24 protein-coding genes are annotated in these 23,551 nt (G+C 72.8%); 9 read left to right on the forward strand and 15 right to left on the reverse strand.

Going from position 1 to position 23,551, the window contains the following annotated elements; all coding sequences use genetic code 11:
• Entirely contained in the window at positions 1 to 468 is a 468-nt protein-coding gene (locus ACQEVC_RS09225; protein ID WP_318399921.1) for a molybdenum cofactor biosynthesis protein MoaE, read from the forward strand.
• A gap of 30 nt (positions 469 to 498) precedes the next feature.
• Here the strand turns inward: ACQEVC_RS09225 and ACQEVC_RS09230 are convergent, their stop codons facing one another.
• Together ACQEVC_RS09230 and ACQEVC_RS09235 are read right to left on the reverse strand one after the other, a co-directional pair.
• On the reverse strand, positions 499 to 1,944 hold the full coding sequence (locus ACQEVC_RS09230; protein WP_432875146.1) for a glycosyltransferase 87 family protein: 1,446 nt from the start codon (positions 1,942 to 1,944) through the stop codon (positions 499 to 501).
• Positions 1,945 to 2,238: 294 nt separating this feature from the next.
• Positions 2,239 to 2,784 (reverse strand): DoxX family membrane protein, encoded by a 546-nt coding sequence (locus tag ACQEVC_RS09235; RefSeq protein WP_318399925.1) that lies wholly within the window; start codon positions 2,782 to 2,784, stop codon positions 2,239 to 2,241.
• A gap of 83 nt (positions 2,785 to 2,867) precedes the next feature.
• Between ACQEVC_RS09235 and ACQEVC_RS09240 the strand changes: the two genes are divergently transcribed.
• Positions 2,868 to 3,407: a GNAT family N-acetyltransferase gene (locus ACQEVC_RS09240; RefSeq protein ID WP_432875149.1), complete on the forward strand. Its 540-nt coding sequence runs from the start codon at positions 2,868 to 2,870 to the stop codon at positions 3,405 to 3,407.
• A gap of 54 nt (positions 3,408 to 3,461) precedes the next feature.
• On the opposite strand, the gene ACQEVC_RS09245 is transcribed toward ACQEVC_RS09240, so the two are convergent.
• The 3 genes from ACQEVC_RS09245 to ACQEVC_RS09255 all read right to left on the reverse strand — a co-directional run bounded on the left by ACQEVC_RS09245 (position 3,462) and on the right by ACQEVC_RS09255 (position 7,294).
• Positions 3,462 to 4,724, reverse strand: coding sequence for an ATP-binding protein (locus tag ACQEVC_RS09245; RefSeq protein WP_432875151.1), 1,263 nt, complete (start codon positions 4,722 to 4,724; stop codon positions 3,462 to 3,464).
• A 342-nt stretch (positions 4,725 to 5,066) separates the two neighbouring features.
• Entirely contained in the window at positions 5,067 to 5,459 is a 393-nt protein-coding gene (locus tag ACQEVC_RS09250; RefSeq protein WP_432875154.1) for an LppU/SCO3897 family protein, read from the reverse strand.
• 932 nt (positions 5,460 to 6,391) lie between these two features.
• A complete protein-coding gene (locus ACQEVC_RS09255) occupies positions 6,392 to 7,294 on the reverse strand; it encodes an LppU/SCO3897 family protein (protein WP_432875157.1) in 903 nt (300 codons plus the stop codon).
• Positions 7,295 to 7,379: 85 nt separating this feature from the next.
• Here ACQEVC_RS09255 and ACQEVC_RS09260 point away from each other — a divergent pair, with 85 nt between their 5' ends.
• Both ACQEVC_RS09260 and ACQEVC_RS09265 read left to right on the forward strand, forming a co-directional pair.
• Complete coding sequence (locus tag ACQEVC_RS09260; RefSeq protein WP_432875160.1) at positions 7,380 to 8,603, forward strand: EamA family transporter; 1,224 nt, start codon at positions 7,380 to 7,382, stop codon at positions 8,601 to 8,603.
• Positions 8,600 to 9,526, forward strand: a complete 927-nt coding sequence (locus tag ACQEVC_RS09265) for a prepilin peptidase (RefSeq protein WP_432875163.1) — start codon at positions 8,600 to 8,602, stop codon at positions 9,524 to 9,526. Before ACQEVC_RS09260 ends, ACQEVC_RS09265 begins: the two co-directional genes overlap by 4 nt.
• Before the next feature lie 46 nt (positions 9,527 to 9,572).
• Here the strand turns inward: ACQEVC_RS09265 and ACQEVC_RS09270 are convergent, their stop codons facing one another.
• From ACQEVC_RS09270 to ACQEVC_RS09295, 6 genes are all read right to left on the reverse strand, one after another.
• The gene (locus ACQEVC_RS09270) at positions 9,573 to 12,839 is read right to left on the reverse strand and encodes a UvrD-helicase domain-containing protein (RefSeq protein WP_432875166.1); all 3,267 of its coding nucleotides are present in this window, start codon (positions 12,837 to 12,839) and stop codon (positions 9,573 to 9,575) included.
• A gap of 115 nt (positions 12,840 to 12,954) precedes the next feature.
• Positions 12,955 to 14,139: a low temperature requirement protein A gene (locus tag ACQEVC_RS09275; RefSeq protein WP_432875169.1), complete on the reverse strand. Its 1,185-nt coding sequence runs from the start codon at positions 14,137 to 14,139 to the stop codon at positions 12,955 to 12,957.
• A gap of 147 nt (positions 14,140 to 14,286) precedes the next feature.
• Positions 14,287 to 15,663 carry a metallophosphoesterase gene (locus ACQEVC_RS09280; RefSeq protein ID WP_432875172.1) on the reverse strand — a complete coding sequence of 459 codons (1,377 nt, stop codon included), beginning with the start codon at positions 15,661 to 15,663 and terminating at the stop codon, positions 14,287 to 14,289.
• A 13-nt stretch (positions 15,664 to 15,676) separates the two neighbouring features.
• Positions 15,677 to 15,934, reverse strand: coding sequence for a MoaD/ThiS family protein (locus tag ACQEVC_RS09285; RefSeq protein ID WP_432875175.1), 258 nt, complete (start codon positions 15,932 to 15,934; stop codon positions 15,677 to 15,679).
• Positions 15,935 to 15,936: 2 nt separating this feature from the next.
• The gene (gene moaA / locus ACQEVC_RS09290; RefSeq protein ID WP_432875178.1) at positions 15,937 to 17,007 is read right to left on the reverse strand and encodes a GTP 3',8-cyclase MoaA; all 1,071 of its coding nucleotides are present in this window, start codon (positions 17,005 to 17,007) and stop codon (positions 15,937 to 15,939) included.
• A 17-nt stretch (positions 17,008 to 17,024) separates the two neighbouring features.
• Complete coding sequence (locus ACQEVC_RS09295; protein WP_432891209.1) at positions 17,025 to 17,915, reverse strand: fructosamine kinase family protein; 891 nt, start codon at positions 17,913 to 17,915, stop codon at positions 17,025 to 17,027.
• Positions 17,916 to 17,994: 79 nt separating this feature from the next.
• On the opposite strand from ACQEVC_RS09295, the gene ACQEVC_RS09300 reads away from it, so the two are divergent.
• From ACQEVC_RS09300 to ACQEVC_RS09310, 3 genes are all read left to right on the forward strand, one after another.
• On the forward strand, positions 17,995 to 18,504 hold the full coding sequence (locus tag ACQEVC_RS09300) for a GNAT family N-acetyltransferase (RefSeq protein WP_432875180.1): 510 nt from the start codon (positions 17,995 to 17,997) through the stop codon (positions 18,502 to 18,504).
• A 92-nt stretch (positions 18,505 to 18,596) separates the two neighbouring features.
• Positions 18,597 to 18,845, forward strand: a complete 249-nt coding sequence (locus ACQEVC_RS09305) for a hypothetical protein (protein ID WP_432875183.1) — start codon at positions 18,597 to 18,599, stop codon at positions 18,843 to 18,845.
• Entirely contained in the window at positions 18,842 to 19,156 is a 315-nt protein-coding gene (locus ACQEVC_RS09310) for a type II toxin-antitoxin system PemK/MazF family toxin (RefSeq protein WP_432875186.1), read from the forward strand. Before ACQEVC_RS09305 ends, ACQEVC_RS09310 begins: the two co-directional genes overlap by 4 nt.
• Before the next feature lie 26 nt (positions 19,157 to 19,182).
• Here ACQEVC_RS09310 and ACQEVC_RS09315 read toward each other — a convergent pair whose 3' ends face one another.
• Together ACQEVC_RS09315 and ACQEVC_RS09320 are read right to left on the reverse strand one after the other, a co-directional pair.
• Complete coding sequence (locus tag ACQEVC_RS09315; protein WP_432875189.1) at positions 19,183 to 19,374, reverse strand: DUF397 domain-containing protein; 192 nt, start codon at positions 19,372 to 19,374, stop codon at positions 19,183 to 19,185.
• Positions 19,365 to 20,144 carry a helix-turn-helix domain-containing protein gene (locus ACQEVC_RS09320; RefSeq protein ID WP_432875192.1) on the reverse strand — a complete coding sequence of 260 codons (780 nt, stop codon included), beginning with the start codon at positions 20,142 to 20,144 and terminating at the stop codon, positions 19,365 to 19,367. Before ACQEVC_RS09320 ends, ACQEVC_RS09315 begins: the two co-directional genes overlap by 10 nt.
• Before the next feature lie 416 nt (positions 20,145 to 20,560).
• Between ACQEVC_RS09320 and ACQEVC_RS09325 the strand changes: the two genes are divergently transcribed.
• Together ACQEVC_RS09325 and ACQEVC_RS09330 are read left to right on the forward strand one after the other, a co-directional pair.
• The gene (locus tag ACQEVC_RS09325) at positions 20,561 to 20,878 is read left to right on the forward strand and encodes a hypothetical protein (RefSeq protein ID WP_432875195.1); all 318 of its coding nucleotides are present in this window, start codon (positions 20,561 to 20,563) and stop codon (positions 20,876 to 20,878) included.
• A gap of 82 nt (positions 20,879 to 20,960) precedes the next feature.
• Entirely contained in the window at positions 20,961 to 22,016 is a 1,056-nt protein-coding gene (locus ACQEVC_RS09330) for a DUF4192 domain-containing protein (protein WP_432875197.1), read from the forward strand.
• Between the two features lie 38 nt (positions 22,017 to 22,054).
• Here ACQEVC_RS09330 and ACQEVC_RS09335 read toward each other — a convergent pair whose 3' ends face one another.
• On the reverse strand, positions 22,055 to 22,489 hold the full coding sequence (locus ACQEVC_RS09335; protein ID WP_432875200.1) for a nuclear transport factor 2 family protein: 435 nt from the start codon (positions 22,487 to 22,489) through the stop codon (positions 22,055 to 22,057).
• Positions 22,490 to 22,669: 180 nt separating this feature from the next.
• Positions 22,670 to 23,527, reverse strand: a complete 858-nt coding sequence (gene fdhD / locus ACQEVC_RS09340) for a formate dehydrogenase accessory sulfurtransferase FdhD (protein ID WP_318399961.1) — start codon at positions 23,525 to 23,527, stop codon at positions 22,670 to 22,672.
• Positions 23,528 to 23,551 lie beyond the last annotated feature (24 nt).

Raw genomic sequence — 23,551 nt, forward strand, 5'->3', positions numbered from 1 at the left:
ATGAGCGTACGGAGCGAGCCGGCCGTCGGGACCGGAGCCGTGCCGCCGAGCGGCCGGCTGCACACCACCGTCGGCACCGCCCCGCTGGACCTTGCCTTCCACGAGTCCGTGGTCGCCGACGCCGCCGCCGGTGCGGTGGTCTCCTTCCAGGGCGTGGTACGCGATCACGACCATGGCCGCTCGGTGCTGCGGCTGGAATACGAGGGCCACCCGAGCGCCGCCGACGTGCTGCGGGAGGTGGCCGCCGAGATCGCGGCCGATCCCGACGTACACGCGGTGGCGGTCTCGCACCGGCTCGGCCCGCTGGAAATCGGCGACGTGGCCCTGGTGGCGGCGGTGAGCACCGCGCACCGGGCGGCGGCCTTCGCGGCCTGCGCGCGGCTGGTCGACGAGGTCAAGGCCCGGTTGCCGGTGTGGAAGCGGCAGCTCTTCGCCGACGGCACCGAGGAGTGGGTGAACTGCCCCTGACCCGGGCGGCGAGCGGGGCGGGCCGGCGAGTTACCGCTGGCCCGCGAGCCGGCGGTCGAGCCGGGAGTGCTCGACGTAGAAGGCGGGCTCCGCACCGGGCCGCCACGGTAGCGCGGCGACCAGCAGGATGATCGCCAGGGCCAGGGAGTTCTCCATCAGGGCGCCGAAGAAGCCGTCCTGGTAGTGCGACACCTCCGGCAGTTGGTGCTCGTACGGCCAGATCGGTGAGATCAGGAAGAGCAGGTAGAGCCCGACCGCCGCCACGCCGTGCCGCAGGCCGGTCAGGGTGGGGAACCAGATCGGCGCACGCAGCCCGGTGATCCCGGCCGGGCCGGCACCGGCCGTCGACAGTGGATGACGCGGCCCCGGACCCCGGCTGGCCGTCCGGCGTCGACTCGCGGCGTCGGCGAGGATCACGATCGCCGGGATCACCCAGACCAGGTGGTGCGACCAGGAGATCGGGCTGATCACGTTGGTGGTGAGCCCGACCAGGGTGAAGGCGGTCAGCTCGTCGCCGTCGGCGTGCGCGTGCGAGGCACGGGACAGCCCGAGCGCCAGCAGCAGCATCGCGAATGCGAGCCAGAGCAGGGTGGGGGTCTCGATCGAGTCGTACAGCCGGGCGAGCACCCCGGCGAGCGACTGGTTCGGCGTCATGTCCGCCGCGCCGACCCGTTCGGTCTGCCAGAGCACCGACATGAAGTAGGTGGTCGACTCGCGACCGGCGATCGCGAAGGTGCCGACGGTGACGGCGATCGCCGTGCCCACCGCGGTCATCGCGGCCCGCCACTGCCGGGTGATCAGCAGGTAGACGACGAAGAGCGCCGGAGTGAGCTTGATCGAGGTGGCCAGGCCGATCCCGACCCCGGCCCAGGCACCGCTGAAGAAGAGCCGGCGCAGCGGGCCGTCACCGGCGGTGATCCGGCTGCCACGCCGGGCCCGCCAGCGCAGCGCCACCAGGTCGGCCATGACGAGGCCGAAGAGCAGCAGGTTGACCTGGCCGTAGCCGAGCGTCTCCCGGGCCGGCTCGATGGCGACCGCCATCGGCACGGCGAGACCGAGGGTGAACCATAGCGACCAGCCGAGCCGGTCGGTGATCGGCTTGAGCAGCGCGGCGAGCACGATCGCCAGGGTCGCGACGCTGGCGACGATGTTGATCCAGCCGGCGAGGCCGAGCGGGATGCTCGCCATCGGCAGCATGACCAGGCCGGCGAAGGGTGGATAGGTGAAGCCGAGGGTGGTCCTGGGTGCGATGAAGTCGTAAAGCTCGTGTCCGCCCGCCCACCAGACCACCGCACCGTGGTAAATCTTCATGTCGAAGAAGTTGTACGGCCGTCCGAACGTGGCGATGGCGAGCCACGCGGCGTAGCAGACGACGGCGACGATGCCGATCCGTACGACTGCTCGACGGTCGATTCCACGAGCAAAGCGGCGGACTGGGGCGAGGCGGCCTAGCCGTCTTTCGACGGTCGCCGGCATGGCGTGGCCACCCCCGTACCAATGTCGGTCTTCCGCCCAGGTCCTCCAGGGAGCCTAGAACGGTGAGTCACTCGAGTGCCTCCTGCGTTATGCGACCGTGTCCGATCCCACACTGGTTCGCGACATTTCCGCCGCGTTAACGCGACGAGTGCGGTTCAGGGGATTCACAGCCGCTCAGTCAGGTGAAACTAGCATATGTCCGGCATGGACCGTGGCCCGATCGGCGATCCCGCGGCCGTCCGGCAGACCGGGAACCGCCCCTGGGAACAGTGCCCGGTCGGGGCGGTTCGGCGCTCAGCCAGGCAGTTTCCTGGCCGCCGTCGCGGAGCGTACGGCGATCCGCGCGTCACGGCGAGCGGTGCGCACCGCCCGGCGTACCCGTCGACGGCCGCCACCCACCGCGTGGCTGGTCCGCCAGCCCAGGCCGGGCCGGCCCTCGGTGTCGGCGGCCGCGAGCAGCAGCCCGCCCATCAGCCCGAGGTTCTTCATGAAGTGGATCTGATGGAGCCGCCGCTGTGCGGGGTCGTCCTGCTCCCAGAAGGGGTGCCCGGCGATGGTGGTCGGCACCAGCGTGCCGGCCAGCAGCCCTGCGGCCGGCCGGGTGAAGTGCCCGGTGGCCAGCAGCAGCCCGCCGAGGAGCTGGGCGGCACCGTTGATTCGGACCAGACTGGCCGGATCGGTGGGGATCCCCTCGTGGATGCCCTGCAACAGCGGGGCGACCTTGCCCGTCACCCGCTTCGCCCGGTCCACGTGAAGTTCGGGATTGGCCACGGCGCGGGCGCCGCTGACCACGAAGATCGTGCTCAACAGGGTACGGGCCACGGTGCGTACGGGTTTCATGGGTCAAGTCTTACCCGTTCGCGCCGTCTTTCACCCGTGGAAGTGGGAGACTGGACGGCGCGGTCGCGGTACCGTCGCGAGCTGTGACAACTGTGCGGCTCCGCGCAGAGGGCCCTGCCGACGCGGTGGCGATCCGTCAACTGGTCGCCGAGGCGTTCGCCAGCCCGGACACCCGGCTGCCCGCTGAGGTGCGGCTCGTCGAGGCGCTGCGGGTCACCGACGCTTGGCTGCCCGAGCTGTCCATGGTGGCCGAAGTCGACGGCGAGCTGGTCGGTTACGCCCTGCTGAGCCGGGTCGAGGTGTGGCCGGGCGGGGTACCGGCGCTGGCCCTCGGCCCGGTGGCGGTGCGGCCGGGCCGGCAGCGCCGCGGCTACGGTCAGGACGTCGTCCGGGCCGCGCTCGACGCCGCCGCCGAACTCGGCGAGCGCCTGGTGGTGGTGCTCGGCAACCCCGCCTACTACCGCCGGTTCGGGTTCTCCCCCGCCGCGCGGTTCGGGCTGACCAGCCCGTGGTCCGGGCTGGGTGATCCGTGGCAGGCGCTGATGCTGCCCTCGGAGGACGGCTCCGACGACCCGGTGCCGAGCGGCGAGGTGACCTTCCCGCCACCCTGGTCACAGGTCTGAGGCTCGCCGGTTCGGTGCGTGGTGCCGGTCGCGGGGGCGCCCGGGCGGTGCCGGTCAGGCCGGCTGGGTACGCAGGTACCGGCCGAAGTGCGGGACCGTGAAGGCCACCGTGCCGCGCTCGCCCGAGTAGATCAGCCCCTTCTTGATCAGCGCGTCCCGGGCCGGCGAGAGGCTGGCCGGCTTGCGCCCGAGCGAGCGGGCGATCTCGGCGGTGGAGACGGCGGCGTCCATGTCGTCCCGGGGACCGCCCCCGGTGCCGTCGTCGCCGTCCGGCGCCTCGACCAGGGAGAGCGCCGCCATCGCCCGCATGTACTCCCGTTCCGCCGGGGTCGCCCGCTCGAAGCGGGAACCGAAGAACCCGACCGCCAACTCGGCCTCGGCCTCGGGCGCGGCGACCCGGACGTCGGCGGCGGTCACCGGTGACCGGGGCGCGGAGTCCCAGGTGGCCTTCCCGTACGCCTGGACGAAGTACGGATAGCCGCCGGACTTCTCGTAGAGCAGGTCGAGGGCCTTTGGCTCGTATTCGACCTGCTCCCGGGCGGCGGGGGCACAGAGCGCCTGGTCGGCGGCGATCCGGTCCAGCCGATCGATCCGCTGGTAGCGGAATAGTCGCTCCGAGTATGACTTGGCGGCGGAGAGTACGGCCGGCAGGTGCGGCAGCCCGGCGCCGACCACGATCAGCGGTGCGCCGAGTTGGGACAGCTCGTGGCATGCCGCGCAGAGCCCGGAGACGTCTTCTGGGCCGAGGTCCTGCATCTCGTCGAGGAAGACCGCGACCCCGGTGCCGACGTCGGCGGCGACCTCGGCCGCGTCGGTGAAGAGTTCGACGAGGTCGATCTCGATGTCGCCGGAGTCGGCCCGGCCGCTCGCCGCCGGTACGTCGATGCCGGGTTGCCAGCGGTCCCGCAGCCGGGTCGTCCCGCCACCCCGCCCCGATCCGGCCGGAGTCGAACGCAGCGCGAACGCCTTGAGTACGCCGAGGAAGTCGTCGATCCGGTCGGGTGCCCGGTGCCGGGGAGCCAGTTCCCGGATCGCCATGTGCAGGGCGGCGGCCACCGGGCGGCGGATCGACTGGTCCGGTCGGGCCTCGATCTTCCCCGTACCCCACAGCCGGTTGATCGCCTGGGAGCGGAGCGTGTTGAGCAGCACCGTCTTGCCGACTCCGCGCAGGCCGGTGAGGACCAGGCTGCGTTCCGGGCGACCCCGGGCGATCCGTTCCAGCACGATGTCGAAGACCTCGAGCTCGCGCCCCCGCCCGGCGAGTTCGGGCGGGCGCTGGCCGGCGCCCGGCGCGTACGGGTTGCGGACCGGATCCACGTCTCGCACGCTATCGGGCCGTCTAGCCGGGGCGCTAGACATCCGTAGATCGGGGTACTCGTGTCGCGCCCGGGTAGGGCGGGCTGGCAGCGCGGATGGCGATCGCCGGGCCGGAGGCCGGCCCGGGCTGTGGGCGCGTAGCGGCGTCGGGGGCCGTCGCGTGGAGGCGTCGCGGGCCGTCGCGGGCGGCCCCTGCGGCGGCGGTGCGTTCGGCGAGGCCGTGGCTCGGTCTGCGTCGCGGCCCTCGCGTAGAGCGTCGTGGGGCGTCGAGCAGAAACTAGGACCGTCTAGCGTGGATGCTAGACGGTCCTAGTTTTGCCTACCGAAGTGAATCCGTGCTGGTCAGCGCCGTTTCAGGCAGAGGACGAAGTCGCCCAGGTCCAGCGGATCGTCCTGTACGTAGTTGGCGTCCGCCTCCGGTGAGCCGAAGATCGGGTCGTCCTCGCACTGCTTCGGGTCGGTGGTGAACGGGATCCGGGACAGCACCTCGTAGGTGCCCGGTCCACACGCCACCTTGCGGAGTTCCGGCTCTTCGTCGGTACCGTCGTTGACCAGGCAGTCGCCCTTGACGTACCGCTCGGACGAACTCGACGGGGTGCTGGCGGGGCGGCTCGGGGTGGACCGCGCCGAACTGGTCGGAGTGGGAGCCCCGATGTCCGGGCCGGAGTCGTCACCGGACTGGTCGACCGTCCACCAGATCCCGACGCCCCCACAGACGCAGAGCAGCAGCAACACGATGCCGCCGACGATGAGGGCGATCTTCAGCCCGCCGCCGGACTTCGGCGGGGCGCCGGCCGGGCCGAGCGGCGCACCCGGCGGGCCGTACGGGGCACCCGGCGCACCGGGCCCACCCGGAGGCTGGTACTGACCTCCGCCGTACGGTGCGCCGGGCGGACCGGACTGCGGCTGGTCGGTCGCTCCCGGGTACCCGGGCTGGTACGCCCCGCCACTGGAAGGCGGCTGCCCCCACTCGGGACCCGGTCCGCCGCTGGTGGGCGGCTGCGGCTGCTCCCAGGCCGGATTCGGTCCGCCGCCAGACGGCGGCGGGCCCCACTCTGGACCCGCTCCGCCGCTCGCCGCTGGCGGGCCCCATGCCGGGCTCGGTCCGCCGCTGGACGGCGGTTGCCCCCAGGCGGGGCTCGGTCCGCCGCTGGACGGCGGTTGCCCCCAGGCGGGACTTGGTCCGCCGCTGGAGGGCGGTGGGGCCCACTCCGGACCCGACGGCGGCTGGCCCCACCCCGGGCTCGGCGCGTCGCTCGGCTGCCCAGGTCCGCTGCCGACCGGCGGCGGGTAACCGGGGGGTGGATAGCCCGGAGCAGGTGGATAGCCCGGAGCAGGTGGATAGCCCGGAGCCGGTTGTGGCGGCTGATAGCCGGCGTCCGGGGCCGGAGGATAGCCGGGGTTCGGCGGCGGGGTGCCCGGTGGTGGGGGTGGACCGCCACCGGCGGGCGGGCCCGACGAGGGGGACTGGTCCGGGTCTTCGGGCTGCCCTCCGGCAGGCGTTCCGTAAATCGACATGCTTCTCCAGGGTCGGGCGCGCGCTCCGACTGCGTTACGGAAACCTGGGATGGCTGGCGCAGGGGTCGGGGTGGGCGCGGATCGTACGCGGCAGGTCGCTCGGACCTCCGCTCATCTCGTCGGAGTGCCGGGTGGCGGCACTCCGGGAGCTATCGTTTCCGAAGACAGAGCACGAAGTCCAGTTCGTCCAGCTCGCTGTTGAAGAAGTAGAAGTTCGTGTAGTTGCGCACCTGGGCACATTTGGTCTTGGCGTCCTGGGCACCGGTGGTGGCGCCGTTGTAGCGGGCGAGCACCTCGTAGGTCTGCGGCGCGCAGTTCGTGATGGCCAGCTTCGGCGTCGCCTCCGTACCCTCGTTCCGGACGCACTGACCGGCCTTGACGAACCGCGCGTCGGTGGGCGGTGCGGCCGGCGCGGTCGTCGGTGCCGGCTCGGCCGGGAGGCTGGCCTGGTCGGCCGGCTCCTCGGTCTGCTCGGTGGTCGACGGCTGGGCGTCCGCCGGCGGCTCGTCGCGGTTGAGCAGGTAGACGCCGATCGCCGCACCGCCGAGGACCAGTACCGCCAGCCCGACCAGGACGGCGACGAAGGCCCGGTTGCCGCGTCCCTTCGGCATCGGGTCCGGTGTCGAGGTGGACCATGACGGGTCCGGGGCTGGCGTCGCCCACACCGGGTCGGCGTCGGACGCGGTCCAGCCGCCCGGCGGCGCACCGTACGGTGCGGACCCGCCGGAGTGGTGCGGCGGCGGAGCGTGGCCGACGTCGTGCCGCCGGGTCGGTGCATAGCCGGCGCCGGGCGCGCCCGGGGTCGGCGCCGCGCCGGGCCCGGCCGGCCCGGGATATCCGGCCGGATAGCCGGGGTGGCTGACCGGGGAACCGGGGCCGCCCGGCGGCGCCGACGGCTGTCCACCTCCCCACTGCCCCGCCCCGCCCGCCTGGTCCTGCTCGCCCCAGGGGTCGACCGGCTGGCCGTACTCGTCGGTGGTCTGCCGGTCCGGGTCGTTCCACGGCTGCGACGGACCGGGGTACGGTCCGCCGGGCGGTCCGTAGTTGGCCATCGACTGTCCTCCTGGTACGGATCGGTGAGAGTCTCGCCACCCGCCTGGGACGAGTCTGCTGTGGCCACCGTAGCGTGACCCCCCGATGACCTCACCTCCCGGAAGCGCGCCAACCTCGCCGGCCGGGGCCGCCCCGGTCGAGGCGGAATCCGTCGCCCGGGTCGAGGCGGAACGCGCCGCCCGGGTCGAGTGCTCGGAGACGCCGGCCGGGCCGGTCGACCGGCCCGCCGTGCCGGCCGGTCTCGCCCCGGCGCCGCCGACCCGCTCGGCCCTGAACCTTCTTCAACCTGAACCGCGCGGCGCTCCGGCACCGCGTCCGACCTTGCGGTCCGTCGGACCGCAAGGGGAGGTTGAAAAGGGTTCACTGATCTGGGTCGCGCTGGGCATCGTCTACCTGGTCTGGGGCTCCACCTACCTCGGCATCCGGGTCACCGTGGAGACACTGCCACCGCTGCTGTCGGCGGCCGGCCGGTTCGTGGTCGCCGCCGGGGTGCTGGCGGTGGTACTGCGGCTGTGGCGCGGCCCCGGCGTACTGCGGGTGACCCGGGGCCAACTGGGCAGCACCGCGCTGGTCGGCGTACTGCTGCTGGCCGGCGGGAACGGGCTGGTGGTGCTGGCCGAGTCGGGGCCGCCGTCGGTCGCGGTCCCCACCGGGGTCGCCGCGCTGCTCGTCGCCATGGTGCCGCTGCTGGTGGTGGTGCTCCGGGCCGGCACCGGCGACCGGCCCAGGCTGGCCACCCTGCTCGGGGTGAGTGCCGGCTTCGCCGGTCTGGTGCTGCTGGTACTGCCGACCGGAGGCGCTGGCGCGGCCCCGATCGTCGGGGCGCTGACCGTGGTCGCTTCCGCCGTCTCCTGGTCTGTCGGCTCGTTCCTGTCCGGCCGGCTCGACATGCCCGGCGACCCGTTCGTGGCCACCGTCTACGAGATGCTCGCCGGCTCGGCCGCGCTGGCCGTACTCGGTGTCGCCCGGGGCGAGACGTACGGCCTCGACCTCGGCGCGGTCACCTCCCGTTCGTGGCTGGCGCTCGGCTACCTCACCCTGGCAGGGTCGCTGGTCGCGTTCACCGCGTACGTCTGGCTGCTGCACCACGCGCCGATCTCGCTGGTGGCGACGTACGCCTACGTCAACCCGGTGGTCGCGGTCACCCTCGGCGCGCTGCTGCTCGACGAGTCGGTGACCGGGCAGGTGCTGCTCGGCGGTGCGGTGATCGTGCTCGGCGTTGCCATGGTCGTCTCCACCGAACGCCCACGCTCCTCGGCCGGCACCCGCCCGGCCCGCACCGCGACCCGGAGGCGGGGCGGGACGTGACACCGGGCGTGGTGGCGGCGGCCGGGCTTCTCGGAGTCGTGCTCGGACCGCTGCTGCGCCGGCAGATCTTCCGGTACGCCGTGCCCGAGGCGGGGCGGCGGGCTCCGCAGACCCGCCCGGACCGGGCCGACGTCGCCGCTCAGCGGGACAGTGCCGGTCAGCGGGACAGTGCCGGTCAGCGGGACAGTGCCGGTCAGCGGGACAGTGCCGGTCAGCGGGACAGTGCCGGTCAGCGGGACAGCGCCGGCCTCCCGGGGTCGGGGGATCGTGCCGGGCGGACCGGCCGGCGCAACTGCCCGCACTGCGCGGCGGCGCTCGGCACGCCGACCCGGCGGAATCCGCTCGGCGTACTGCCGCCGACCGGGCGCTGTCCGCGCTGCCGGGGAGTGGTCGGCCCGCGGCCGGGGCTGGTCGAGGTCGTCGCCGCGACCGGGTACGCCGCGCTCGCCGCCCGGGTCGACGGGATACTCCCGTTGCTGGCCTACGCCTGGCTCGCCGGCTTCGGCATCGTGCTCGGCTTCGTCGACGTCGCGGTACGGCGGCTCCCCGACCGGCTGACCCTGCCGGCGGCGGCCGGTACGGCCGGGCTGCTCGGCGCGGCCGCGCTCACCTCCGGCCAGTTCGGCCGGTACGCGGTGGCGACGGCCTGCGCGCTGGCGTTGGCCGGGGCGTACCTCGGGCTGGTCCTGCTCTCGCCCGGCGGGCTGGGGCCGGGAGACGCCAAGCTCGCCCTCGGGCTCGGCTTCGCCACCGGCTGGTACGGCTGGAGCACCGCGTTCTCCGGCGCGCTGGCCGGCCTGCTGCTGGCCAGCGGGTACGCCGCCGTGCTGCTCCGGCTGCGCCGGATCGACCGCCGCGACCACCTGCCGCACGGTCCGGCGATGCTCACCGGCACGCTCGGCGCCGTACTCCTCGCCGCCTGAGCCACGCGCCGCACCACCGGTGAGCCCGGTCCCCGGTCGGGGCAGCTCAGAGCAGCCGGAGTTGGCGGTCCTTCGGGCGTCGGGGCACGTTGTCGCCGAGCCGTTCGAAGAGCCCGGCGTCGATCGCGTCGAGGAACGGCGAGGGTACGCAGTCCCGCTCCTGACCGTGCCGCAGCCGCCGGCCCACGTGGCTGAGGTAGAGCCGGTCCTGCGCCCGGGTCAGCCCGACGAAGAAGAGCCGGCGCTCCTCCGCCACCTCCTCCTCGCTCGGTGTCGAGCCGGGGAAGCGCAGCGGCAGCAGCCCGTCCTCGCAGCCGGGCAGGAAGACCACCGGGAACTCCAGGCCCTTGGCGGCGTGCAGGGTGAGCAGGGTGACCGCCTCCGCGCGCGGGTCGAGCGCGTCCACCTCGGCGCCGGTGGCCAACTGGGAGAGGAACAGCTCCAGGTCGTCGCCGCAGCGCCGGGCCAGCGGGGTGAGCAGGTCGGCCGCGGTCCAGATGTCGTCCGGGCCGATCCCGCCGGTGGCGTCCAGGGTCGGGGTGGCGTGCCGCTCGGCGAGTACCTGCCCGGCCAGGCGTACCCGGGCGGCGACCGAGCCGCCGAGGCCGTCGGCGTGCCGCAGCTCGCGGGCGATCACCGAGACGCCGGGCCGATCCCGCAGCCGGTTGTGCGAGCGCTTCTGCACCGGAATGTTCGCCCGGGCCAGCGCGTCCAGGATCGGTGCCGCCTGTGCGTCGGTGCGGTACAGCACGGCGATGTCGGAGAACGACACGTTGCTGGTCCGGCCGTCGATCCGACCGGAGTCGAGCGAGCGGTGCGACAGCCCGCCGACGAGGTCGTCGACGGTGCGTACCACGAAATCGGCCTCGTCCGCGACGGAGGCCGCCGGATAGCGGCCGACCAGCGGCGCCTCCGGGTCGAGCCGGGCCGGGTCGAGCCGGCGGCCCCGGACCAGGGTGGACGGCGCGATCGCCTGCACGGCGGCGGCCAGGATCGGCGCCGACGAGCGGTAGTTGCGGGTCAGCCGGACCAGCCGGGCGTCCACGAAGTCCTGGGAGAACCGCAGGAAGTACGCCACGTCGGCGCCCCGGAACGAGTAGATCGCCTGGTCCGGGTCGCCGATCGCACAGAGGTTGCCGTCGGCCGGGCTGAGCAGCCGGAGCAGTTCGTACTGCGTGGCGTCCACGTCCTGGTACTCGTCGACGAAGATCCACCGCCACCGGTCCCGGTAGCGCGCGACCAGCTCCGGATCCTCGCGCAGCAGCGTCACCGGCAGGCCGACCAGCTCGTCCAGGTCGACCAGGTCCTGGCCACGCAGCAGCTTCAGGTATGTCGCGTCGTCGTCGCCGGCCTCGGCCCGGGCGGTCGCCCGCTCGGTGTCGTCGGCGATCCGGAAGTCGTCCGGCAGCCCGGCGGCCCGGGCGTTCTCCCGCAGGATGGTCAGGCCGAGCGAGTGGAAGGTGCCGACGGTGACGTCCTCGGCGACCGGCCCGAGCAGCCCGTCCAGCCGGTGCCGCAGCTCCTCGGCGGCCCGCCGGGTGAAGGTGATCGCCAGGCAGTGTTCCGGATAGACGTTCAGCTCGGCGCAGAGGTACGCGATCCGGTGGGTGAGGGTGCGGGTCTTGCCGGTGCCGGGGCCGGCCACGATCAGCAGCGGCCCGCCCGGAGCGGAGGCGGCGACCCGCTGCATCGCGTCGAGCCGGTCCAGCAGCCCGGTGCCCACCTCCTCCATGCCGGCGAGCATCGGCTCGAACGGCTCGTGCGGCGACGGCGGCGGGGCGAGCGGCGGCGCGGGTTCGGCCGGCGGGGTGGCGGCCCGGGGCCGGCGGCGCGACTCGGCCGGGGCGTCCGGCGCCGGCTGCGTCGGGCGGGCGGCCCGGGGCGGCGCCTTCGGCTCCGCGGGCGGTCGCTGTCGCGGCACGGGTACGTCGAAGAGCGCGTCCGCGAAGAGCGTCTCCGCCTGCCCGGCGCCGCCCCGACCGGCACCGCCGGGGCCGGACGGCAGCTCACCGGGCTCGAAGAGGGTGATCACGCCGTACTCGCCGTCGTAGCCGGGGATCCGGCGTACCTGGCCGCGCCGGAGTCGGGTGATCGCCTCGGCGAGTAGTTCGCCGCCGACCCGGCGGATCTCCTCCACCGGCGTGACGGTGAGGATGTCGAGTTCGGCACCGAGGCCGGCGACCAGGGTGTTGAGCTGTCCCTCCACCGTCTTCGACTTCGGACCGACCTTGTTGATCTCACCGAGGATCTCGGCGAGCTGGATCAGGTGGGTGACCCGCGGCGCGTTCGCCGGCCGGTGCCCGTCCGGCCGGTCGGCCAGGTCCTCGACCCGGCTCAGTACGCCGACCGTGAGCGGCTTGCCGCACTCCGGGCAGCGCCCGCCCGCCTCCCTGGTCCGCTCGGGCTCCCAGTTCACTCCGCAGAGCCGGTGCCCGTCCGCGTGGTACTTCCCCTCCTCGGGGAAGAACTCGATGGTGCCCCGCAGCCCGTCCCCGGTACGCAGCGCCGCCCGCACCGCGTAGTAGTCGAGTTCGGTGGCGAAGACGGTGGCCTCCCGGGCCAGGGCCGGCGGGGAGTGCGCGTCCGAGTTGGAGACCAGCCGGTAGCGGTCCAGACTGGACACCCGCCAGTTCATCCCGGGGTCGGAGGAGAGCCCGGTCTCGACCGCGAAGATGTGCTCGGCGAGATCGGCGTAGCAGTCCGCGATCGCGTCGAAGCCGGACTTCGAACCGAGCGCGGAGAACCACGGGGTCCAGATGTGCGCCGGGACGAGGTAGCCGTCCGGGCTGGCCTCCAGGGTGATTTCCAGCAGGTCCCGGGAGTCCAGGCCGAGGATCGGCCGCCCGTCGGAGCCGATGTTGCCGATCCGGCCGAGCGTGGTGTTGAACCGGGCCACCGCGTCCAGGTCGGGCAGGTAGATCAGATGGTGCACCTTGCGGGTCCGGTCGTCCCGCTTGTAGATGGTGGAGATTTCGACGCTGAGCATGTAGCGCATCGGGCTCGCCTCGGCGACGCTGGCCAGCCGGGGCGGCAGCCGGCGTGCGATGTCCCGCTCCGCCTCCGGGCTGAGCCGGTAGAGCCCCGGCTCGGCCGGGTGCAGCGTCTCGCGCAGGTGCTCGTACCAGGCGGGGTGGGTGAAGTCACCGGTGCCGAGCAGGCTGATTCCCTTGCGCCGGGCCCACCAGGCGAGGTTCGGCATGGTGAGGTCACGGCTGCACGCGCGGGAGTATTTCGAGTGGATGTGCAGGTCCGCGACGAAGGGCACGGCGGCGGAGGGGGAGCCGTCAGCGGATGCGGCGCGCAACGGAGACACGCCGCATCCTGTCACGGCCTCACCTGTGGACGCGTGTCGCCACGCGAGAGTGTGATTTCCCGCCTGCGGCCCCGGCCGTCCCGCCGCCCGTTACGGTGGCATGCCGACGCTGCGGTCACAGCCGGCGGGGCAGGTCCTGATCGCCGGGCTTGACACCGGTGTGCACGAGGTCCCAGGCCACGACTCCGGCCAGGATCGCGACGATCGATCCGGCGAGGAGCACCACGGAGTGCCCGGCCAGTACCGGCGCGGCGGCGACCAGTGCGAGGATGCCGGCCAGTCGTGGGGCGGCGACGCCGACGAACTCGTGTCGCCCGAGCAGCGCGTGCCCGGCGAGGAAGAGCACCGGACCCGCGACGAAGACCGCGACCTCGAACGGGGGCGCCGTGCCGGTCGGCTCCGCTATCAGCGTGCCGGTTGCCGTGGTGGTGGCGACGACCCCGGCCACCATGACCAGGTGTGCGAGGCCGGCCTCCCGGGGGCGGACCCTGGGATCCGGCGCACCGGCGAAGCTCGGTGCGAGCCTCTCCCGAATCCGGTGGAAGTAGATCCAGTAGAGCAGCACGGTGATGGCGAACGACATCACGAACGCGACGCCCCGGTGTGCGGTGAAGTCGCTGTTGTGGAAGGCCAGGCCGCTGACCGCGACGGTCTGGCCGAGCGCGATGATGATGAACTGCCGGTAGCGTTCGGCGAAGTGTTCGCTGGCGAGGTTCAGTTCCCTGGCCGGAGTGCGACCGATCCCCGGAGCGGGCCAGCCGATGAGGGCGCAGACGTAGTCGATCGTGATGGCGAGGCCCCAGAGGGCGAACCGGGCGTCGCCCTCGACGAACGCGCCGGCCAGCCAGGGCACCGCGGAGACGGCGAACCAGAAGACGGCCCGCAGCGGTCGGAGGCCGAGTTCGTCGTGTCGCAGGACGAAGGCCATGATCGAGGCGCGGCCGAGGTTGATCGCGAGGTAGCTGACCACGAAGAGCAGGCCACGATGCTCGAACGTCTCCGGGATGGCGGTGGAGAGCGCCAGCGCACCGAACATCGACCCGATGACCAGCAACTGGAGGCTGATGGCCCGGGAGTCCATGGTGTCGGTGAGCAGGTTGGTATATGCCCAGACCCACCAGATGGCCATGAGGACGAGCAGGGTCTGGGCGGCACCGACCCAGTGCAGGCGGTGGGTCAGCATCTCCGAGAGCCGGAACAGGCTGAAGACGTAGACCAGGTCGAAGAAGAGTTCGACGAAGGTGATGGGCTTCGGACGCTGGAGGTCCCGGACGGCTTCGGATCGCCTGTCCCGGGTCATCCGTGTCGCCTCGCCTGCTCTCCGAGAAATCTCCCCCCGACGGTTGGGCGAGCACGATCAGAGTATCCGACGATTCAGGGATGAAAGAGGACTTTTCGGCTCCAACTCGGGTCGGGTGGTCGTAGTCCGGATCGCCGTGCCGCTGGCTCAGGCCGAGCGCAGCTCGACCAGGGTCACCTGGGGCGGGGCGCCGACCCGGACCGGCGGCCCCCAGAACCCGGCGCCGTTGGTGACGTAGAGCTGGGTGCCGTCGATGGTGGCGTGGCCCGAGACGACCGGCTGCTGCAACCCGACCAGCAGGTTGAACGGCACGATCTGGCCGCCGTGGGTGTGCCCGGAGAGTTGCAGGTCGACGCCGTGCCGCGCCGCCTCGTGCACGTTGACCGGCTGGTGCGCGAGCAGCACCACCGGCCGGCTCGGGTCCCGGCCGCCCAGCGCCGCCTCGAAGTCGGGGCCCGAGGCGAACCCCAGCCCCTCGCCGGTCGGGTCGTTGACCCCGGCGAGGTCGAGGGCGCCGCCCCGGGCGACGATCTCCTCGCGCCGGTTCTGCAACACCCGCAGCCCGAGCCGGTCCAGCTCGACCACCCACTCCTCGACCCCGGAGTAGTACTCGTGGTTGCCGGTGACGAAGAAGCTGCCGTACCGGGACCGGAGGTCGCGCAGGGGTGCCGCGGCGGGGCCAAGTTCACCCACCGTGCCGTCGACGAGGTCACCGACCACCGCCACCAGGTCGGCGTCGAGCCGGTTGATGATCGACACGATCCGCTCGGTGTGCGCCCGGCCGGTCAACGGTCCGATGTGGATGTCGGAGACGGTGGCGATCCGCAGCCCGTCCATGCTCCGGGGGAGCTTGGCCAGCGGGATCTGGACCCGGTCGAGCTGCGGCGGGCCGAGGGCGGTGCGGACGCCGTACCCGACGACCCCGGTCGCGGTGAGCCCGGCGAAGATGGCCGCGCCGCGGGCGAGCAGCAGGCGGCGGCCCGGGTCGTGACCCGGTGCCGGCGGTGCGGCCGGGACCGGCGGCGGCGCGGCGGTCGGCGCCGGCCCGGACGGCGTCGCGGCGACCAGCGCCGGCTCCCGGCCGGCCTCGTCGGGGGCGGCGTCGGTCGGCTGGGCACCGCCGACCGGCCGTCCCGGGGCAGCGGCTCCGGCATCCGTACCGCCGAGCGGGACACCGTCGGGCTCCACCCCGGCCGGGGCGGCCGCCGGTACGACCGCCCGGCTCCGGCGGCGCAGCGCCAGCCTGGCCGCCAGCATCGGGATCTCCAGCACGGCCAGCAGGACGAGCAGGTAGAACATCACGGCCAGCCAGAGGTAGCCCGGCCAGGCCAGCCAGTAGAAGCCCTGCCGGGTGCCGACCAGTGTCGCCGGGGTGAGCAGGGCCAGCACCAGCACGGTCACGCCGCCGACCCGGCGCCAGCGTCCCGGCCGGGTGGTGTCCCGGACCAGCCGCTTCCAGAGGTAGAGATGGATCAGGCCGGTGACCAGCGCCAACGTCCCCGCGAAGCCGAGCACCCCGAACAAACTCGTGCCCTCCTCAGCCGCCCGCGAACGGCGGCAGGACGTCGACCGTCGCACCGACCGGGAGCGGCGCCTGCCGGTCGTGCCAGGCGACGCCGTCGACCAGGAAGCTCGCCATCTTGAGCACGGTGGCCAGCCGCTCGCCGTGCCGGTCGACCAGCTCACCGGCGAGCTGGTCGAGGCTGCCGCCGCCCGGCACGGTCTCCTCCGGTACGCCGGCAGCGGCCCGCGCGGCGGCGAAGTAGCGTACGACCAGGATGGGTGTGGAGTTCATCGTCAGCCGCCGATCGCCGACATCGGCCGGGCCGGCTGGAGGAACGTCGGGTCGTCGATGCCGTGCCCGGCCCGCTTGCCCCACATCGCCATCCGCCACCGGTCGGCGAGTTCGTCGTCGGAGGCGCCGCCGCGCAGCGCTGCCCGCAGGTCGGACTCGTCGGTGGCGAAGAGGCAGTTCCGGACCTGCCCGTCGGCGGTGAGCCGGGTGCGGTCGCAGTCTCCGCAGAACGGCCGGGTCACGCTGCCGATCACGCCGACCCGGGCCGGTCGGCCGGCGGCGTCCGTCCAGCCCTGCACCAGCCAGGTCTCGGCCGGCGCCCCGCCCCGCTCGTCCGGGTCGGGCAGCAGGGTGAACTCGGCCCGCAGCGCGGCGAGGATCTCCTCGGCGGTGATCATCGTCGACCGGTCCCAGCCGTGCTGGGCGTCCAGCGGCATCTGCTCGATGAAGCGGAGCTGGTAGCCGTGGGTGAGGGCGAAGCGGAGCAGTTCCGGAGCCTCCGCGTCGTTGACCCCGCGCATCAGCACCGAGTTGATTTTCACCGGGGTCAGCCCGACGGCCACCGCCCCGGCCAGCCCGGCCAGTACGGCGTCCAGCCGGGGGCGCCGGGTCAGCTCGGTGAACCGGGTCGGATCGAGGCTGTCCAGCGAGACGTTGACCCGGTCGAGCCCGGCCTCGCGCAGCGGCCCGGCGAGCCGGTCGAGCCCGATCCCGTTGGTGGTCAGCGAGAGTACCGGCCGGGGCGAGAGTGCGGCGACGGCGGCGATGATGCCCGGCAGGCCGGGGCGGATCAGCGGCTCGCCGCCGGTGAACCGGACCTCGGTCACCCCGAGCAGGCGCACCGCGATGCCGACCAGGCGGACGATCTCGTCGTCGGTCAGCACCTCGGACTTCGGCAGCCAGGGCAGCCCCTCGGCCGGCATGCAGTAGGTGCAGCGCAGGTTGCACCGGTCGGTGAGCGAGACCCGGAGGTCGGTCGCGGCCCGGCCGTACCGGTCGACGAGGCCCCCGACGTCCGGCCGGTCCGCCGACGTCCGGTCCGGTGCTCCGCCGGATCGAACGGGAATGGTCATCGCTCGACGGTAGCGCGTCAGACCGACAGTGCGGCGCGAGCCGCCTTACCTACCGCATCCCGGTACGCCGCACCGAACAGCGCGGTGTGCACCAGCAGCAGGTGGAGCTGGTGCACCGGCACCCGTTCCCGCCAGCCGTCGGCCAGCGGCCACACCTCCTGGTAGGCGTCCACGATCGTGTCCAGGTGCGGGGCAGCGCCGAATAGGGCGAGCTGGGCCAGGTCGGTCTCCCGGTGCCCGCCGTGCGCCGCCGGGTCGACCAGCCAGACCCGCCCGTCGGCGCCCCACAGCAGGTTGCCGGGCCACAGGTCGCCGTGGATCCGGGCGGGCGGCTCGGCGCCGCCGTACTCCTCGATCCGGGAGATCACCCGTTCCACCTGGGTGACCTCGGCCGCGGCGAGCGCACCGTTGTCGACCGACTGCCGCAGGTAGGGCACGAGCCGGTGCTCGCCGAACCAGACCGGCCACGGGCCGGCGGAGAGGGTGTTGTCCTGCGGCAGCGCCCCGACGAAGCCCGGCCAGTCCGCCCCGAAGGTGTCCGCACCGGCCCGGTGCAGCGCGGCCAGCTCGGCACCGAACCGCCGGGCCGCGGCCGGGGTCGGCTCGCCCGGCTCCACCCACTCCAGGGCCAGCAGCTCCGGCAGCGCCGCGATCACCTCCGGCACCGGCACCGCGCCGGCCGCGCGCAGCCAGCGCAGCCCGGCCGCCTCGGTGGCGAAGAAATTCTCGGGTACCGGCTCCGCCGCCCCCTCCGGCCAGGACTTGGCGAAGACGGAGTTGCCGTCGTCCAGGGTGAGTCGGGTGGCGGCGCAGATGTCGCCCCCGGGCACCGGCGTCTCCCTGATCCGCTGATGGGTGAGGAAGAGCGGAAGCTGCCCGGGATGCTCCCGCAGGTACGCCAGGTCCATCTGGGCAAGGTAGCTGTTCACCGGCTGCTCTTGGCCAACCAGGTGTCGCGACGCGGCGATCCGGAGTAGATATGAGAGCGTGGCCGCCACCGCGATCCGACCGTACCGGCCGGCCGACCATCAGGCTGGTCGGCGGCTCTGGGCCGAGCTGACCGAGCAGCACCGCGAGTTGTACGAGGATCCGACCTTCGGCGGCGCCGACCCGGGCGCGGCGTTCGAGGAGTACCTGACCCGGCTGGACCTCTCCGGGGTGTGGGTGGCGGAACGGAAGGATGCCGGGGTGGTCGGGCTGATCGGCCTGATCATGGACGGCCTGGACGGCCGGGTCGAACCGGTGGTGGTGACCGCCCCGCTCCGGGGTCAGGGGATCGGCCGGGCGCTGCTCGACCAGGTCGCCGAGGAGGCCCGGCGGCGCGGGCTGGCCCGGCTCACGGTGAAGCCGCAGTCCCGCAACGTGGAGGCGCTGCGCTGTCTGCGCGGCGCCGGCTACGACGTGCTGTCGGCGATCGAGCTGACCGTCGAACTGCGGCCGGGCTCCGGTGCCCGCCGTGGCCCGGTCGAGCTGCACGGGCAGCAGTTCCACACCTGAGCCGCAGCTCTCGCCGGCCGTCCTTCCGGTTCGCCTCGGCGACCGCTGCGCGCCACGCAGGCCGCCTGCCGCTTCGGCGGTCGGATGAAAGTATGACCGTGAAGCTCAGCATCAGCGTGCCCGACGACGTCGCCGCCTACCCGTACAGCCAGGGCAACGCGTCTGCCGCCGTTGTCGATGCTGTCCGACGCGTCCTTCCGGAAGCGCGCCGGGCGCGTCAGCGGGAAGCGGCCCAAGCGTACGGGGAGTGCCTGCGTCGGCGGTCCGTCCGGCAGTCCGAGGACGAGCGGGCGCTGATCGAGGAGAGCAACGACATCGCCCTGCGTGACTCGCAGTGGTGAAGCGCGGGCAGATCTGGACCCTGCTGCGCGGTGGTAACCAGCATGGAGTGCTGGTGATCAGCAACGACGAGTACAACCGCGTCGAAGAACTCGCCATCTGGGCGCTGACCGTCGTCCGGGACGTACCGCATCCCAACCGTCTGGTGGTACGCCTGGATGACGACAACCCGCTGGCCGGAGCCTACGTCAGGATCCACAGCGTCGTGCAGATCCTGGACCGGAGCGCGCTCCGCGACAACCACGGCTTCGTCTCGCCCACCACGATGAGCACTGTCGAAACCGCGCTGCGGGAGTTCCTTGAGCTGCCGTAGCAGCGGGGACGTCTCGCGCCGCCTTCTCAGCGGCGGCGGGCCAGATCGGTGATGAAGGCGTGCCAGGTGGCGGGAGCGAAGGTGAGCGTGCCGCCATCGCGGTCCTTGCTGTCCCGGACGAGTACCCGCCCGGCCAGGTTGTCCGCGACCTCGACGCAGTCCCCGCCGTTCGGGGTGGAACGGGTGCTCTTGCGCCAGGCGGCGTCGGTCAAGTCCATGACTTTGCCACTTCCTTGAGGAGGTCCAGGGATTGGCGAGCTGGCAGTGCAACTGCGCTGACACTATCCCAGACCTCGTGCAGGGTGGCCACCTGGTTTGGGCTGGTCACGGTCTGCCCTTCCAGGTGGTTGTCCAGGTAGCCGACATCTTCGGCATCGGTGAAGCTGGCGAGCGCCAGCGGACCACCCCAACCGAGATGCGCCGGGGCGTCAGTCGGGATCACCCGGATGGTGATGTTGGGCCGATCGGTGAGCGTAACGAGGTGTTGGATTTGGTCTGCCATGATCTGTGGCTCGGGGCGTCGAAGCGCCAACTCTTCGACGATGGCCGAGACGCGAGGCGGATCGGCACGATCAAGAATGGCCTGTCGGCTCATCCGGAGTTGGACCTTGCGCTCCAACTCGTCGGTCTGGAGCGGACTACACGACAGGACCATTCGCGCGTACCGCTCGGTTTGGAAGAGTCCGGGGATCACCAGTGCGCCGTAGAGTCGCAGGGCGGTGGCCTTCTCCTCGTACTCCAGCCAGGGTCGTAACCACACCGGGGCGAGTTCCTGCTTGACGAAGCTCTCGTAGAAGACCGCCAGCGACGTGCCGTACTCGTTGTCGACGGCCTGGAGATAGTCGAGCTTCGCCGGCCGGGCGCCTCGCTCGACGGCGCTCACGTGCTGGGACGAGAAGTAGATCCGTGATCCCCACTCGCCCTGGCTGAGCCCCTCGACCGCCCTCCGGCGGCGCAGTTCCCATAGCAGAAACTCGCTGGCTGACATACTCATTCGCACTCTCCGGCTCTCTACGAAAGGTGCTCGATTCTCTACGCCCTAATACCTCCGCAGCCGGCCCGACCACCCGGCCGTCGCCCATCTTCCCGGCTCGGTCATCCCGCGTCCAGAGTGGAAGGCAAGCGCATTCGTCCGGATCCAGCCCCGTGATTCCCCCAAGGACGGGCGGATGTGCGCGGGGGTGGCATCGGGGTGTACGTCCGCGACGCCGCCCCCGCTTCCATCGCGCATCCCGCCGGGCGGAAGGAAGGCACCATGAAATGGCGATCTCGATCAGATTCCGAACATCGCCGGGACTGGCGCCGACTGTGGCGCTACTGCCGTTGCGGACTTCGTTGGCGCTGCCCCGACTCGATCACACTCGCGCCGTACCCGATGTCGCGCCTACGGGCCAGGAACTCCCGGTGGTGACCCGCCGGCCGTACGCCCGGTTCCGGCCGCACACGCCGATCCGCCCGCTGTTCCGCTGCCGGGAGTGCGGCGGACCCTGGCCGTGCCAGCCCGCCCGGCTGGTGCTGCTGGCGATGTACCAGGACGACCGGCACCGGTTGGCCGTCTTCCTGGCCAGCCGGTTGCTGGCCGCGATCGAGGACCAGCCCGGTCGGGAACCGATGGATCTCGCCGCACGGTTTCTGGGCTGGCTTCCGCCAGCATCGGCGAAATCCGATGCATCTGGCGGCGGGTCGCGACTGCCGGCTGACCAGCGGAACTACGAAGAGTAGCTGTGGATAACCCTGGACGTGTCGTCCACAGGCGGCGAATCGGGTACCCGATCATCGCTGCCGCCTCGGCACGCTGCCCGCCATGACCCCGATCGATCGAGCCGTCCTCGCCGTCCGCTCGACCACCGACCTGCTCGCCGCCGTGCCATACCTGCTCGGTTTCCACCCGGCCGACAGCGTGGTGGTGATCGCGTTGCGCGGCAACCGGGTCGTCTTCGTCGCCCGTGGCGACCTGCCCGGCACCACGGCCGGCCCGGCGGCCACCGTCGAGGTCGGCGAGGCCGCCGCGCAGGTCGCGGCGGTCGTCGCCCGGCAGCGCGTCGAGACCACGACCGTCATCGGGTACGGCGAACCGGCCCAGGTCACCCCGGCGGTCGACGCGGTGACCGCCGCCCTCGGTCGGGTCGGACTACCGGTGCTCGAAGCGCTCCGGGTCACCGGCGACCGCTACTGGTCCTACCTCTGCGGAGACGCGGACTGCTGCCCGGCCGAGGGGCGGCCGTTCGACTCCTCGACCAGTCAACTCGCTGCGGCGGCCACCTTCGCCGGCCAGGTCGCGCTCCCCGACCGGGACGCACTGGTCCGGCGGATCACCCCGGTCGACGGCCCGGCCAGGGACGCGCTGCGGGAGGCGGCCAGGAGGGCGGAGTTCCGCCTCGGCACCCTGCTGGACAAGCCCTCGCCCGGGGATCCGCAGGGCCGCCGGGCGCTGCGCCGGGCCGGCCGTACGGCGGTACGCCGGGCGATGCACCGATACCGTACGGGCGGCCAGCTCACCGACGACGAGGTGGCCTGGCTCAGCCTGCTCCTGGTGCACCTGCCGGTCCGGGACGACGCCTGGCAGCGGACCGGTGGCGAGGAGTGGCACCTGGCGCTCTGGACGGACGTGCTCCGTCGGGCCGAGCCGGACCTGGTGCCCGTCCCGGCCAGCCTGCTCGGCTTCGCCGCCTGGCGGGCCGGGCAGGGCGCCCTGGCCAGCGTGGCGGTGGAACGCGCGTTGCAGGCGCAGCCCGGCTACTCGTTCGCCCAACTCCTGGCCGAGGCGTTGCAGGCCGGGATCGGCCCCTCCGTACTCGACGACTGGCTCGACTCCGACCGCGACGATTCGCCGCCCTGCCCCGGAGACGAGCGGCGATGACGGCTCGGGTGGCGCGTGCGCCCGGCCCGGTGGGAGGGCTATCCGGCGGTGCCCGTGGCGGGAGTCGGCTCGCAGGCCAGCGCGACGGCGAGGCTGTCCTCGTAGACGTGGTGCCGGACGATCAAGCCGTCCTCGACGGTGAGGTGCAGGGCGAAGCGGGTGCTGAACCGTTTCCCGGTGGCCCGTACGGTCTGCGCGGTCTCGCCGATCACCACCGCGTCCGGGCCGTCCACGAGGATCCTGTCGATCGCGACGGAACCCTGCCCCGGCACACTGCTCGCCGCCAGGGTCCGGTGGTGGTCGACGACGTCCGCCCGGCTGGTCCGGGGTCGGATCCACGGCACCGCCGGGTGGGTCGGCTCGGGCCAGTTGACCTTCCAGTCGACCGCCTCGGCGTAGAGCGCGGCGGTCCGGTCCGGGTCGCCGGCACCGATCCGGCGCAGCAGTTCCTCGACGGTGGCTCGGGTGTCCATGACATGCCTCCAGTGCTGATCACGCTTGCCCGTCGAGCCTGCCAGCGCAACCGCGCCCTGGCGATTACCTCCCAGGTAGGGCACGAGCTTGGGGGATCCGGTGTGAGTACAGACGGGGCAGCTCGACAGTCCGCACCGCAGACACCCCGGCCCCGCCGGAACTGGGTGGGGGAGTACGGGTCAGAAGCTGATCCGGGTGTCTCCGGCGTACACGTTCATGGTGCCGCCCCGGAGAAAGCCCACCAGGGTCATCCCGGCCTCGGTCGCCAGCTCGGCGGCGAGGGTGCTCGGCGCGGAGACGGCGGCGAGCAGCGGGATGCCGGCCATCCACGCCTTCTGGGTCAGCTCGAAGCTGGCCCGGCCGGAGACCAGCAGCAGGTGTCCGCGCAGCGGCAGCCGCTGCTCCCGGACGGCCCAGCCGATCACCTTGTCGACCGCGTTGTGCCGGCCCACGTCCTCGCGGAGCACCACGAGTTTCCCGTCGGCGCTGAACAGCCCGGCGGCGTGCAGCCCGCCGGTACGGTCGAAGCCGCGCTGGGCCGCCCGGAGCTGATCCGGCAGATCGGCGAGGGTACGTGCCGGCACGGTGACCGGGTCCGTCGACACGTCGTGCCGGGACCGGGTCCGGACGGCGTCGATGCTGGCCTTGCCGCACACCCCGCACGAACTGGTGGTGTAGAAGTTCCGGGCCGGATCGGTGGCCGGTGCCGGTACGTCGTCGGCGAGGACGATGTCCACCACGTTGTAGGTGTTCGGGGTGTCGGTGCCGGCACAGAGCTGCGCCGTGCGTACGTCGTCGGCGGTCCGGATGATCCCCTCGGTGAGCAGGAACCCGATCGCCAGGTCGATGTCGTCGCCGGGGGTACGCATGGTGACCGCCAGCGGGGCGCGCCGGTTCGGCCCGGCCGGACCCACCCGGATCTCCAGCGGCTCCTCGGCGGCGAGGTTGTCCTGCCGACGCACCGAGACCCGACCACCCGCCTCGGCGGAGTCCAGGTCTATCCGCAGCACACTCCGCCGACCACTGGCTCGTCCCATCCCACAATCCTGCCTCGCGGGCTC

Origin of the sequence: Plantactinospora sp. CA-294935 (genome assembly GCF_050936445.1) — a bacterium.
GTDB lineage: Bacteria > Actinomycetota > Actinomycetes > Mycobacteriales > Micromonosporaceae > Plantactinospora.